General features: G+C 59.3%; 16 protein-coding genes. 8 read left to right on the forward strand and 8 right to left on the reverse strand.

Annotation, left to right across the window (positions count from 1 at the left end; translation table 11 throughout):
* Positions 1 to 78: 78 nt before the first annotated feature.
* From ASF70_RS05325 to ASF70_RS05360, 8 genes are all read right to left on the reverse strand, one after another.
* A complete protein-coding gene (locus ASF70_RS05325; RefSeq protein WP_156461769.1) occupies positions 79 to 288 on the reverse strand; it encodes a hypothetical protein in 210 nt (69 codons plus the stop codon).
* On the reverse strand, positions 288 to 1,082 hold the full coding sequence (gene xth / locus ASF70_RS05330; protein WP_062578035.1) for an exodeoxyribonuclease III: 795 nt from the start codon (positions 1,080 to 1,082) through the stop codon (positions 288 to 290). The genes ASF70_RS05325 and xth overlap by 1 nt, the downstream gene beginning before the upstream one ends.
* Before the next feature lie 174 nt (positions 1,083 to 1,256).
* Complete coding sequence (locus ASF70_RS05335; protein ID WP_062459654.1) at positions 1,257 to 1,868, reverse strand: general stress protein; 612 nt, start codon at positions 1,866 to 1,868, stop codon at positions 1,257 to 1,259.
* A gap of 46 nt (positions 1,869 to 1,914) precedes the next feature.
* On the reverse strand, positions 1,915 to 2,229 hold the full coding sequence (locus ASF70_RS05340) for a hypothetical protein (RefSeq protein WP_062459650.1): 315 nt from the start codon (positions 2,227 to 2,229) through the stop codon (positions 1,915 to 1,917).
* A 148-nt stretch (positions 2,230 to 2,377) separates the two neighbouring features.
* Positions 2,378 to 3,529: a mandelate racemase/muconate lactonizing enzyme family protein gene (locus ASF70_RS05345; RefSeq protein WP_062578036.1), complete on the reverse strand. Its 1,152-nt coding sequence runs from the start codon at positions 3,527 to 3,529 to the stop codon at positions 2,378 to 2,380.
* A 53-nt stretch (positions 3,530 to 3,582) separates the two neighbouring features.
* A complete protein-coding gene (locus ASF70_RS05350; RefSeq protein ID WP_062578038.1) occupies positions 3,583 to 4,224 on the reverse strand; it encodes a ThuA domain-containing protein in 642 nt (213 codons plus the stop codon).
* A 22-nt stretch (positions 4,225 to 4,246) separates the two neighbouring features.
* Complete coding sequence (locus tag ASF70_RS05355) at positions 4,247 to 5,347, reverse strand: Gfo/Idh/MocA family oxidoreductase (RefSeq protein ID WP_062578040.1); 1,101 nt, start codon at positions 5,345 to 5,347, stop codon at positions 4,247 to 4,249.
* 39 nt (positions 5,348 to 5,386) lie between these two features.
* Complete coding sequence (locus ASF70_RS05360; protein ID WP_062578042.1) at positions 5,387 to 6,592, reverse strand: ROK family transcriptional regulator; 1,206 nt, start codon at positions 6,590 to 6,592, stop codon at positions 5,387 to 5,389.
* 206 nt (positions 6,593 to 6,798) lie between these two features.
* Between ASF70_RS05360 and ASF70_RS05365 the strand changes: the two genes are divergently transcribed.
* From ASF70_RS05365 to ASF70_RS05395, 8 genes are all read left to right on the forward strand, one after another.
* Entirely contained in the window at positions 6,799 to 8,106 is a 1,308-nt protein-coding gene (locus ASF70_RS05365; protein WP_062578044.1) for an ABC transporter substrate-binding protein, read from the forward strand.
* A 112-nt stretch (positions 8,107 to 8,218) separates the two neighbouring features.
* Positions 8,219 to 9,118: a sugar ABC transporter permease gene (locus ASF70_RS05370; protein ID WP_156461787.1), complete on the forward strand. Its 900-nt coding sequence runs from the start codon at positions 8,219 to 8,221 to the stop codon at positions 9,116 to 9,118.
* The gene (locus ASF70_RS05375; RefSeq protein ID WP_062578048.1) at positions 9,111 to 9,959 is read left to right on the forward strand and encodes a carbohydrate ABC transporter permease; all 849 of its coding nucleotides are present in this window, start codon (positions 9,111 to 9,113) and stop codon (positions 9,957 to 9,959) included. The genes ASF70_RS05370 and ASF70_RS05375 overlap by 8 nt, the downstream gene beginning before the upstream one ends.
* 17 nt (positions 9,960 to 9,976) lie before the next feature.
* On the forward strand, positions 9,977 to 11,041 hold the full coding sequence (gene ugpC, locus ASF70_RS05380; RefSeq protein WP_062578050.1) for a sn-glycerol-3-phosphate ABC transporter ATP-binding protein UgpC: 1,065 nt from the start codon (positions 9,977 to 9,979) through the stop codon (positions 11,039 to 11,041).
* Positions 11,042 to 11,184: 143 nt separating this feature from the next.
* Positions 11,185 to 11,580: a hypothetical protein gene (locus ASF70_RS05385; protein ID WP_156461770.1), complete on the forward strand. Its 396-nt coding sequence runs from the start codon at positions 11,185 to 11,187 to the stop codon at positions 11,578 to 11,580.
* Positions 11,581 to 11,624: 44 nt separating this feature from the next.
* Positions 11,625 to 12,122 carry a copper chaperone PCu(A)C gene (locus tag ASF70_RS05390; protein ID WP_062578053.1) on the forward strand — a complete coding sequence of 166 codons (498 nt, stop codon included), beginning with the start codon at positions 11,625 to 11,627 and terminating at the stop codon, positions 12,120 to 12,122.
* Positions 12,122 to 12,253: a hypothetical protein gene (locus tag ASF70_RS24715; RefSeq protein WP_280136585.1), complete on the forward strand. Its 132-nt coding sequence runs from the start codon at positions 12,122 to 12,124 to the stop codon at positions 12,251 to 12,253. Before ASF70_RS05390 ends, ASF70_RS24715 begins: the two co-directional genes overlap by 1 nt.
* 32 nt (positions 12,254 to 12,285) lie before the next feature.
* Positions 12,286 to 12,705 carry an SCO family protein gene (locus tag ASF70_RS05395; RefSeq protein ID WP_244473983.1) on the forward strand — a complete coding sequence of 140 codons (420 nt, stop codon included), beginning with the start codon at positions 12,286 to 12,288 and terminating at the stop codon, positions 12,703 to 12,705.
* Positions 12,706 to 12,765 lie beyond the last annotated feature (60 nt).

Raw genomic sequence — 12,765 nt, forward strand, 5'->3', positions numbered from 1 at the left:
ATATGTGAGCCATAACCGCCATGCCGGGCGGTTATGGTAGTCCGCGGCAACGTGATCGTCACGCCCCTCCGCGCAGCCTTACGTCGCAGCCGGCCAATCGTTGGCGGGTTCCTCGACAACAGCCTTGTCGCTGGCGCGATCAGGATCTTCGGTTTTCGGAAACCGCAGATCGACCCCTGTCTTTGCTATGACATCGAGCACATCGCTCTGGGATGCTCCAGCTGCAACGTATTCGTCGACGAGTGCCTCAACCTTCTGGCGAAGTTCGTTTGTCCAATGGCCTTCCATCACTCAGCTCCTTTTTTAAGATCGTCTAACAACTCTATCCATACAGGTGCATGGTCGCTCGTGTGGGCCCAGCCCCGAACATGCGTGTCGACCTCGGCTCGCGAGAGGTCGTCTGCGAGACCTGGGCTCAACAGGAAATGGTCGAGGCGAAGTCCTGCGTTTCGCCCATACGCATTCCGGATGTAGTCCCAGAAGGTGTAGATGCGCTCGTCGGCATGTAACCTGCGAATGGCATCCGTCCAGCCCTGCGCGAGAAGCTCCCTGAATTCATCGCGAACTTCGGCCCGGAACAACGCATCATCTGTCCATCGCTCAGGCTTATAGACGTCGAGTTCGGTCGGTATGATGTTGTAATCACCCGCGATGACGACCGGAACGTCTAATTCTATCAGCTCGGCGGCATAGTCCTGCAGTCGCGAAAGCCACGCGAGCTTGTAATCGAATTTCGGGCCGGGTGAAGGATTACCATTCGGAAGATAGACGTTGCCGACGAGGATACCGTTCACAAGGGCTTCGATATATCGGCTTTGGACATCGTCAGGATCGCCAGGGAGGCCCTTTCGAGTCAGCAGCGGCTCTTCGCCGCGCGCTAGAATCGCCACGCCATTCCAGGATTTCTGCCCGTGCCACACGGCGCCGTAACCGGCTGCTTCAATGGCTTTGATTGGAAACTTTTGATCAGGCGCTTTGAGCTCCTGCAGACACACGACATCAGGCTGCGATTCCTCCAGCCACTGGAGGAGGATATCGATCCGCCCGTTGATGCCGTTGACGTTGTAGCTGGCTATTTTCACGCGAATTGTACCCGAGTGCGACTATCGAGTTCGCGGCCCAGCCTAAATTTGCGGTGCTGCGTGTTGGTTTTGACAAAGCACAAGTTGACAGATCGATGCCGCCTTGCGCAGTCGCCGGCAATTGCCCGGCATAAAGAAAGGGCGGCCATGAAGACCGCCCTTTCAGAATATGGATCAGATCGGAGTGTTGGTGCGGTAGCGACCGCGCTCGGCGTCGATCTGGTCCTGTGTGTAAGGATCAGCCTTGTCGTCGAACTGCGACCAGCCATCATTGGTGTATGCTGTGCGACGCTCGTTGAGATCGACAGAACGCGAACGGGTCAGGATCGCTTCAGAAGCCACTGCCTTGTCGTCATCGACCTTGGCGACGACCAGCGAACCGCCGCGGCGTACGCCTTCGGCATAAAGGTGGGCGTCCTTCTCCGACACACCGGATTCGATCATCGCACCGACGATACCGCCTGCTGCGCCACCGGCCACTGCGCCAGCGACAGCACCGGCTGCCGTTGCTGCAAGCCAGCCAGCTGCTACAACCGGGCCAACGCCTGGAATTGCGAGCATTCCGAGACCGGCCAGAAGACCACCGGCGCCACCAGCGACGGCACCGATGCCAGCGCCTGTGCCCGCGCCTTCAGCAGCGTTGCTGCCCTGGCCTTCGATATCTTCTTTGCCGTTCTTGTGCGACACGATGCTGATGTCGTCGGATGACACGCCAGCGTCTTCGAGAGCCTTCACCGCGGCGCGGGCGTCATCGTAGCTGTCGTAAAGTCCAGTAATTGTACGCATGGGAATTTCCTCTTCGTATTCGTTATTGTTGTTGGGACGATCAGGATTACTTCGCCATCACCACATTGCCCTGGAAGTCCAGCGCCACGTTGCCGTGCTTGCCGTCCTTGGTACCCATGGCGCGCCAGATGCCCTGGTCGTCCAGCTTGAGACCGGAGACTTCCGCGTAACCGGCTTCTTCGATTCTCGATTTTGCCTGCGCCTCTGTGAAGCTGTTCTTGCCAGCAACCGGTGCGGCCGGATTGGTTTCGCCGGAGGTGCTCACCGCTGGTGTCGTCTCGGTCGTCTTAGGCTCTGTCTGAGCCAGAACGGCGGATGCCGAAAGAAGGACTGCAGCGAGGCCAAAGCTAAGTTTTTTCATGGTGTTCCTCCAAGTTCTGCATTCACTTTCGAATGCGCGGAGGACAACCCGCGGAGCCGGATTTTGTTCCGTTGAGATTAGGCACGGCGGATCAAGCAAGGACGCGCATCCGCGTTCACCCACGATACGAACACGGTTGGCCCCGCTCTCACCAGTTGGTGAAAGAGCCGTCATCGCGGCGCAGGTGCGGCGGCTCGCTGTATTCGAAGCTCGACGCCTGTAGAAGCGATTCATTGACCTCGACACCGAGACCCGGCTCGTCCGGCACGCGGTAGAAGGCTCCGTCCATCCCGATCTGTTTCTGGTAGGTTGCGGGGTCACCGAAACCCAGCTGCTCTGTCGGTGAGTTGCGGCATTCCAGCCAAGCGAAGTTGGCGACGGCTGCGGCAAGGTGGACGGAGGCCGCCGTGCATACGGCGCCAAGCGGCGCATGCGGCATGAGGTCGACGTAATGCGCCTCGCACCAACCGGCAATCTTCATCGCTTCGGTGAAACCGCCGACATTGCAGATGTCGATGCGGCAGAACTGCAGGAGGTCACGTTCGACATAGGGAAGGAATTGCCATTTCGACGAAAACTCCTCGCCGATAGCAAACGGTATCTCCGTCATTCTGCGCAGTGCTTCGTAGGCACCGGGCGTCTCGTCGCGGATCGGTTCCTCGATGAAATCCAGAGTGCCCCGCGGCAGCTTTTGACAAAACGAGGCGGCCTCGGCGACGCTGAGGCGATGATGGTACTCGACGCCAAGCGTTATCTCATGACCCACGGCCTCGCGCACCCGCGTGACCCACTCGGCCGTCGTCGCGATCGACTCGCGCGGTTCGAAACGATCGCTATTTTCCTGGCCGGTGGCGATCATCCGGATGCACCGCCATCCCTGGTCTTTCAAAAGCAGCGCCTGCTCCACCATCTCTGGTTCCGGTTCGGCAGAGGTTGTCGCGAAGGCCGGCACCCGGTCGCGCTGCCGGCCTCCGAGCAACTGGTAGACGGGCACTCCGAGAGCCTTGCCCTTGATATCGTGAAAGGCGATGTCGAGGGCAGAGATCGCCGCCGTCAACACCCGGCCGCCCTCAAAATACTGGCTTCGATACATCTCCTGCCACAGCGCGCCGCACTGCATCGGATCGCGACCCATCAGAAACCGGCTGTAGTGATCGATCGCCCCGAGAACCGCCTTCTCTCGATATGACAGGCCCGACTCGCCCCAACCATAAATCCCCTCCTCCGTTTCCACCTTGAGAAGCAGTTGGTTGCGAACACCGAGTTTGGTGACATAGGGCTTTATCGCCGAGATTTTCATGAGAGCCGAGCCATGCTTGTCGGAGATCGGGTGGACTGAGCGTCAGGCAACCATCAGCGCGCCGCCCAGTTTGCACCACGTCTGAAGATCGTCTTCATCTGCGGCACGTCGAATTCCTTCGCCACATGGCCAAGCGACGAATAGAAGACGCGCCCTTTGCCGTATTTGCGCTTCCAGACGACAGGGATGACAACGCCGTCGATCCAGTAGGCGTGATCGCCATTGAACGTGGTCGTCGCAAGCACCTCGTTCGAAGGGTCCACGTGCATGTAGTATTGCTCGGACGTGTATGGGAAATCACTGATGCCCTGCATCAACTCGTCGTCCGGGCGGGTCACATTGACGGTGTAGTCGATGATGTTGCCGGGGTGGGCCACCCACTGGCCGCCAATGATGAACTGGTATTCGACGCATTCGCGAAACGCGTCACCGGCGCCACCGTGGTAACCGGCGATGCCGACGCCGTTTTCGACGGCAGACGCGAGGTTTTTCGCCTCTTCCTTCTCGATCTTCGACATGGTCATGATCGGCACAATCAGGGACAGGTCGTGAATGGAAGGATCTGCAAACGCTTCCGTCGTGTTTTCAAGATAGACCTTGAAACCATCTTCCTGAAGAATGTCCCTTATGACATGAGCGCATTCCTGCGGTTCATGCCCGCTCCAGCCACCCCATACGATCAAAGCTTCGCGCATATCAGTCTCCTCCAGTGTGGTGTCAGCGGGCGATCTGCCCGTCTATCAAGGATTGCGAAAGCGGCGCCGGCCGCTCCGGCTTGGTGGCGATCTCGACGGTCTGCCCGCTGTCCGCCGCGGTCCCGAAGGCTTCCATGACTTCAAGGACATGCAAGGCGAGATCGCCGTTCGCCCGGTGCGGACGGTCGGACAGGATGGCATGCGCCATGTCGGCGACGCCGAGCGACCGGTAATTGCCGTCCGCATAAGGTTCCGTCGTCGGCTGCAGCTCAAAGCTGCCGCCTTTCTTCAGCAGTTGGATGTCGCCGCCAAAATGGTTCGGATCGGGGACAATCAGCGTTCCCTCGGTGCCATAGACTTCGAGCGGCACATGCTTGTGGCCTGCGACGTCGAAGCTCATGCTGATCTGCACCACGGCTCCGTTTTCAAACGCCATGACGCTCGAAACATGCGTGGGAATATGGACCGGGATCTTCTGGCCGTTGCGGGGTTCGCTGGTGATCGTGCGCTCATCGCGCGGAGTGACCGCAAAGCCTGCGACTTTGGCAACCGGCCCCAGAAGATTGACAAGGTCGGTGATGTAATAAGGGCCCATATCGAGCATCGGCCCGCCGCCGGCTTCGTAGTAGAAGTCCGGATTGGGATGCCAGCGTTCGTGCCCGGGGCACATGAAGGTGGCGGTTCCGCCGACCGGCGTTCCCAGCACGCCCGTATCGATGATCGACCGGGCTGTCTGGTGCGAACCGCCAAGAAAGGTATCCGGCGCTGCGCCGATCCGGAGACCAGTCGAATTCGCGGTCTCCGCGAGCTTCTTGCCTTCTGCAAAGGTAATGCCGAGAGGCTTTTCGGAGTAGGTATGCTTGCCATGCGCAAGGGCGCGAAGACCGACCTCCACATGCGCCTTGGGCACGGTGAGGTTGACGATCAGCTGGATCTCCGGATCGCCGAGCAACTCATCGATGCTGCGGGCCGAAAGGTTGAACTCGCCGGCGCGCTGCTCCGCCAGACCGTGATTGAGATCCGCGATGCCGCGGATGTCGAGGACCGGGAAAGATGCCATCGCTTTCAGATAGGCTGACGATATGTTGCCGCATCCGATGATGCCGATGCCGAGTTTTTGCATAGTCTCCTCCCAAAGTTGCAAATATGTGATTCGCCTGCGCTAGAGGCTCGAAGCGGGACCAGTCGTTCCCCAGGGCGACTCGTAAAGCTCGCGCAACGCGACCACCGCCGCTCCCTGCGCCCAGGCTTCATCTGTCGACTGGTCGAAAACCAGTTCGGCGACCTCGCTGATCGAGCTTGGGATCGCGCGGGAATAGGATTGCTGCAGGCTGTCGGTAAACACAGCGCCGAGCCCCAGCGTCGAGCCGACGATGATGACGCGGGGCGGACCGAACAGTGTGACGATGTTGGCAATCGCCAAGCCGACTGCTTCGCCGGCCCTTACGGCAGCGCCCGACAATGGGTTGTTCTCGGTGGCGATCAGCGCTTGTGCATGCGCCATGCCGCGCCCAAGCCTGACGGCTTCGGCGAAATGACCGACCATTTGCTGCTCACCGAAAATGGCTGTCTCGCCCGCAATCGCCGAAAGCCTGAGCGTCTCCTCGCATGTCGCCCCGAGCACGAGATCGCCGAGATTATGACTGAGACCGCCAGCGCCACGGAAAACCTGGCCGTTGTGAATAAGGGCAAGGCCTAATGTCTGCTCCAGCGAGACGATGACGAAATCGTCGAGATCTCGAGCCTGACCGAACCAGTGATGCGACAAGGCGATCGCGTGCGCATCGCTTTCGACGATCGTCGGTAGGCCAAGCCGGCTCGTCATCTCCTCGGCAAAATTGATATCCGTCTCGCGAAAGATCGGGCTGGAGCGCACCTTTCCGGTGCGATGTTCGACAACACCCGGCAGACCTAGGCACACTGTGTCGATGTTGCTCAGCGAAATCCCGGCATCGACGATGCACCGGCGCACGCCGTCTTCGACCAGATCGCTGATGACGGCGATCGGCAACCTGTCGACGCGGACCGGAATGGTAAGCTGCGACAGAACCTCGCCGCAGAAATTCGTGAGAGCAAAGACGAGGCGGTTGGTGGCGATCTTTGCGCCGACGACGCGTGCCGCATCCGGGTTCAGCTCCAGCATCACACGCGGCCTGCCACGTGCCGCCGTATTGCGGATATCGCCCTCGTGCCTTGTCAGGATCAGGCCGTCATCGAGCAGCGATGCGGTGATAGCCGAGACGGTCGTGGTCGACAGCTGCGAACGTTCGCTGATCTCGACCCGGGAAATCGGGCCGCGCCTGCGGATCTTGTCCAGCACCGTGAAACGATTGATCGCCCGCATCAATTCTGGATCTGCAGTCTTCATGGAAAGCCGGATGCCCGTATCGCTATGACGTTTGATTCCGATATTTATGTCGGATCACGAATTAAATAGCGTCGACGAACTGCCTCTTGTCAAGCCAATGTGAGCAAAACTTCAGCGAGCGCGGTTGACAATGATGCAAATGTCGTTTGAATTAATCCGCATAAGGGAAAAATTGAGGATGGTTGTTTCCCTTTGGAGGAGGAAGAATGACCTATCACCACAACGCAACGTCCTATACGGGCGTTCGGATCACTGCGCTCGCCGCAGCCACTGCACTTTCGACGCTTTTCGGGACCCATACGGCAACTGCTGCACAAACGGTCGTCAAGTGGATGCACGTCGAAACCGTACCCGCCTATATCAAGACGTGGGAAGACATCGCCAAGAAATATGAAACGCAGCATCCGGATGTCGATATCCAGCTGCAGTTTCTCGAAAACGAAGCGTTCAAGGCCAAGTTGCCGACGCTTCTGCAGTCCGACGCGGCGCCTGACTTCTTCTACAGCTGGGGTGGCGGCGTTCTTCGTCAGCAGTCCCAGACGGGCGCCCTGATGAACCTGACAGAGGCCATGAACGCAAACGGCGGCGAATGGGCCAAGACCTACAAGCCAGCCGCCGTCGCCGGCCTGACATTCGATGACAAGATCTATGCCGTCCCTTACCGCATGGGGACCGTCAGCTTCTTCTACAACAAGGAGTTGTTCGCCAAGGCAGGCGTCAAGGCCGAAGACATCAAGACCTGGGACGATTTCCTGGGAGCGGTCAAGACGTTGAAAGGTGCCGGCATCGCACCGATTGCGGGCGGCGGCGGTGATAAGTGGCCGCTGCATTTCTACTGGAGCTTCCTCGTCATGCGCAATGGCGGCGAAGCAGTGTTCGAAGCCGCCAAGAATAAAGAAGGCGAAGGCTTCATGCACCCTGCGGTGATCAAGGCCGGCGAGCAACTGGCAGAGCTCGGGAAGCTTCAGCCTTTCCAGAACGGCTATCTTGGCGCCAACTGGCCGCAGACGCTCGGTGCGTTCGGCGATGGACGGGCTGCAATGCTTCTCGGCTTTGAAAATACCGAGCCAAACCAGCGCAAGAATGCCGGCGACGGCAAGGGGCTTGCTGCCGACAACATCGGCCGCTTCGGGTTCCCGATTGTCGAAGGCGGCGCCGGCAAAGCCACCGATACGCTGGGCGGGCTCAACGGCTGGGGCGTCAGCAAGAACGCTTCGCCGGCGGCTGTCGATTTCCTCCGCTTCCTGACCAGTCAGGAGATGGAGCGGCAGATGGCCTCCGAAGGGATGATCATTCCTGCGGCTGTCGATGCCGAGGAAGGCTTGAAAAACCCGCTGATGCGGGAATCTGCCGACCAGCTCGCCGCATCCACCTGGCACCAGAACTTCTTCGACCAGGATCTCGGTCCATCGGTTGGCCGCGTCGTCAATGATGTCTCGGTGGAAATTCTTGCCGGGCAGATGACAGCCGAAGAGGGAGCGCAGGCAATCCAGGACGCGACCGAACTGGAGTAAGCCGACGAGCCGGTGGCGGCAGCGCCGTCACCGGCAACGGCACTTCTGAATTGGTGCGACAAGGATAGACCGGATGAACAACATGACCGCGAAGATCAGCGGCGCCTCCGTCATGGGTGTGCCGGAAAAGGTCCGCTACAAAAGCCCGACCGCGCGTGGCAGATTGCCGGCGCTGATCATCTTCCTGCCGCCTGCCCTGCTTCTGTTCACGCTCTTTGTGATCCTGCCCATGGGCGAAGCCGCGTGGTACAGTTTCTATCGCTGGAACGGCTACGGCACGCCGACCGAATTTGTGGGCGTTCGCAATTTCGAGGTGCTGTTCAACAACGCCGCCTTTTCGACTGCTTTGATCAACAATGGCCTGATCATCGTCGTGTCCCTGCTGCTGCAGGTGCCGCTGGCAATCTGGCTCGCTGTGATGCTCGGCAAGAAAATCAGGGGCGTCGTCGCATTCCGGCTGATCTTCTTTCTACCTTATGTTCTGGCCGATGTGGCCGCCGGCCTCATCTGGCGCTTCGTCTATGACGGCGACTACGGATTGTTCGCCGCAATCGCCGGCTTTCTCGGCGTCGCGACACCCTATGTTCTGGCCGACAGGGATCTTGCGATCTACGCGGTGCTCGCCGTCGTCATCTGGAAATATTTCGGCTTCCACATGATGCTGTTCATCGCAGGCCTCCAGTCGATCGACAAGAGCGTGATGGAAGCGGCCGAGATCGACGGTGCGACCGGCTGGCAGAAATTCCGCTACGTCACCTTGCCACTGCTCGGATCGACCGTGCGCCTGTCCGTCTTCTTTGCCATCATCGGATCGCTGCAGTTGTTCGACCTGATCATGCCGCTGACCGGCGGCGGTCCGTCGAACTCGACGCAGACCATGGTCACCTTTCTCTACACCTACGGCGTCACGCGCATGCAGGTCGGATTGGGAAGCGCCGTCGGCGTCGTCCTGTTCGTCGTTTGTGTAACGATCGCCTTCGGTTACAAAAGGATATTCATGCGCAATGACTGACACATCGTCCACAGTCCGCGTGTCCACGGCCACGCGCCTCTATGTCTATGTTTCGCTGTCGCTGGTCGCTGCCGTCGTGCTGGTTCCGCTGGTCACGACGGCGCTAGGCGGCTTCAAGACGCTTGGCGACCTCCGGCTCAATCCGTTCGGGCTGCCCAGCGAATGGGTCTGGTCCAACTACATCGATATCCTGTTCGGCGAGCGCTACTGGCGCCAGATGATGAACTCGCTGATCATCGCCGGTGTCACCGTGTTCCTCACATTGGTCGTCTCGTCGATGGCGGCCTTCTGCTTTGCGCATATCCGCTTCTTCGGCTCAAACCAGTTGCTCAACTACTTTCTGATCGGGCTGATGTTTCCGGCAGCAACGGCAATTCTCCCGCTGTTCATCCGTATTCGCGATCTTGGCCTGCTCGACTCCTATTGGGGCGTGATCCTGCCGCAGGTCGCATTCGGGCTCGGTATGAGCATCCTTCTGTTCCGCAACTATTTCCGCAACCTGCCGGAAGAGCTGTTCCAGGCGGCCTTTGTCGATGGCTGCGGCTATATCCGCTTCTTCTGGTACATATCGCTGCCGCTATCGCGGCCGATCGTGGCTACGGTTGGCATCGTCACCTTCGTCAGCAGTTGGAACAGCTACATCCTGCCGTTGATCATGCTGAATACCGAAAGCAAATATCCGTGGCCTCTCGGCATCATGGTCTATCGCGGCGAGTTCGGCACCGATTGGCAGCTGGTGCTTGCCTTCATCACGCTCACCATCCTGCCGACGATCATCGTCTTCTTCCTGGCCCAGAAACACATCATCGCAGGCCTAACCGCCGGCGCCGTAAAGTCTTGAAATGAGGGATTAGCATCATGGCATCGGTTGGCCTTACAAACGTTCGCAAGAGCTACGGCGCGCTTCAAGTGGTGCACGATATCTCGCTGTCGGTCGATGACGGCGAATTCATCGCCCTGGTCGGGCCGTCAGGCTGCGGAAAGTCGACGCTGCTTCGCATGATCGCCGGGCTCGAGGACATCAGCGAGGGCGAAATCACGATCGGTGGAACTGTGGTCAACGCTATGACGCCGCGGGAACGCAACATCGCGATGGTCTTCCAGTCCTACGCACTCTACCCGCACATGACGGTCGGCGAGAACATGGGCTTCAACCTCAAGCTTGCCGGTGTCACCAAGCCTGACATCGCGACCCGCGTCGGAGAAGCTGCCCGCATGCTGGCGCTCGAGGATCTGCTGGACCGCAAGCCCAGCCAGCTTTCCGGCGGGCAACGGCAGCGCGTCGCGATGGGACGGGCGATCGTTCGCGATCCGGCAGTCTTTCTGTTCGACGAACCCTTGTCCAATCTCGACGCCAAACTGCGCGTGCAGATGCGCACCGAGATCAAGGCGCTGCACCAGAAGGTCGGCACGACGTCCATTTACGTGACGCATGACCAGATCGAAGCGATGACGCTTGCCGACCGGATCGTCGTTCTCAATTCCGGCCGCATCGAGCAGGTCGGCACGCCGATGGAACTCTACCGGACGCCTGCCAACCTCTTCGTCGCGGGCTTCATCGGCTCACCCGCGATGAACCTGCTCGACGGCACGATCGACGGCGAAAACGACAGACCGGTCGTTCGTCTGGCGGAAGGATCCGCAATCGACATTTCGCCGCTGCGCAAGGTCCGTCGCGGCCAGAGCGTCAAGCTCGGGCTCCGCCCCGAACACCTGACGGCCGGCGGCGACAATATCGGTGGAGAAACGCTGCTCGTCGAACCGACGGGCGCCCAGACGCATGTGCTGTTTGAATTTGCCGGCCAGCAGATGACCGCCATCGTCGATGGAGACCATCCCGTGCGACACGGAACGCAGTTTCGCGCCGGCATCGACAAAAACCTTGTCTACGTCTTCGACCGGGAAAGCGGCGTGAGCCTCTGACGCCAATTCAGCGCTGCACGCGATCGGGCGGGTCGTCTGCCCGCCCGCTCACGTGCGTCACAATGTCCTCTTGGTTGCAACGCATTGCATGGGTTGCCGTAACTCATTATGACCTTGGGCTGCATGATAAGCTGATAGGCGAGATGATCCGGCGTTTTGGGCAGATTAGACAGGTAGGGTTGCGCATTCTCTGCAGCCTTGCGTTTCTGTTGCTCGGATTTGCCAATTCCCATCCGACCGCCAACGCGGCCTCGTTCGAGACGATCGAGATTGCGTCCTACATCCTCCCCGACGGAAGTCTGCCTGTTCTTTGCCTCCCCTCGGAAGCGGGGAAAACACAGCACCATAAGAGCGATAGCAAGATCTCCTGCGACGCCTGCCGGCATGTGACGGCGTCTATCCTGCCACTTCCCGCCGATACGTTGGGCTATCCTATCCTTCGCGAGATCGTGCACGCGCATTCCGGAACCAACGAAAGCCCTACCCGGTTCGTTCTGCTGACCGGCACCTCGGCCCGAGGGCCTCCTTTTCGTAGCTGATGGAGAAAGAAGAACCAATCCTGCTACGTCAAAGGCGAATACCCATGTCGACAATCCGAGCGAAATTTCTTGTAGCGGCCGTGGCATTGAAGCTGCCTGGCACCGCATCTTCCCAGCACATGCATGCACACGGGACCGGCGATATCACGATCGAGTCCGCATATTCCCGCGCCATGCTGCCGGTGGCAAAGGTCGGCGGGGGGTACCTGACGATCAACAACTCCGGTGCGGCCGACCGGCTGGTTGGCGCAAAGTCGGATCGTGCCGAAGACGTCCAGATCCACGAGATGAAGATGACCGGCGCCGTGATGGAAATGCGGGAACTGGACAAGGGCATCCCCGTGCCGGCCAAGTCTACCGTCAAGCTGGAACCCGGTGGCTATCATCTCATGTTCACGAATGTCTCTAGACCTTTCAAGGAGGGCGAGACGCTGGCGGTCACGCTCATTTTTGAAAAGGCCGGGCCGATCGAGGTCGATTTTGCCGTCGGACCGTTTGCCGGTGCGCAAAAGCCTCATGCCGCTCATGAAGGTCACGACTGATGATGAAGAACCCGTTCATGCTGGTTGCAACGACAATCTCGGCAATCTTCATCACTGTCCTCGTCGGAATCCTCTTCTTCACGTTCAAGGATGAGCCAAGAAACACCACATTCGATACCGCGTTTCTCTGATCAACGATCGGGGAGAAGCGGTCGATCAGTCGATCTTCAAGGGCAACCCGTCACTTGTCTATTTCGGCTACACGCATTGCCCGGAAGCCTGCCCGACGACGCTTTATGAAGTTGCTGGATACCTCAAGGAACTGGGTGAAGACGGCCTGCCGATCAAAAGCTACCTGTTCACGGTCGATCCGGAACGGGACACTCCTGCCATCATGAACGGCTATGTCACCGCCTTTTCCGACCGGATCACGGGGGTGACCGGAACGCCTGAAGAGATCCGGCGGGTGGTCGCCGGATGGCGCGCATTCGCGGAAAAGAAGCCGAACAAGAGTGGCGGCTATTCCATGAGCCACACGATGGACCTGTTCCTGATCGGTGCGGATGGCCGGTTGAAGGGGCTCATTCCCTATGGCTCGGATCCCGACGTCGCCATCAGCAAGATCCGCAGCGCGCTCCTGTAGTCTCACGATCGGGGTCATAGCTCATGGCGGCCATCGAACCAATGTAGATGCCGACAGATA

This window comes from Rhizobium sp. Leaf321, from assembly GCF_001423215.1.
GTDB lineage: Bacteria > Pseudomonadota > Alphaproteobacteria > Rhizobiales > Rhizobiaceae > Neorhizobium > Neorhizobium soli.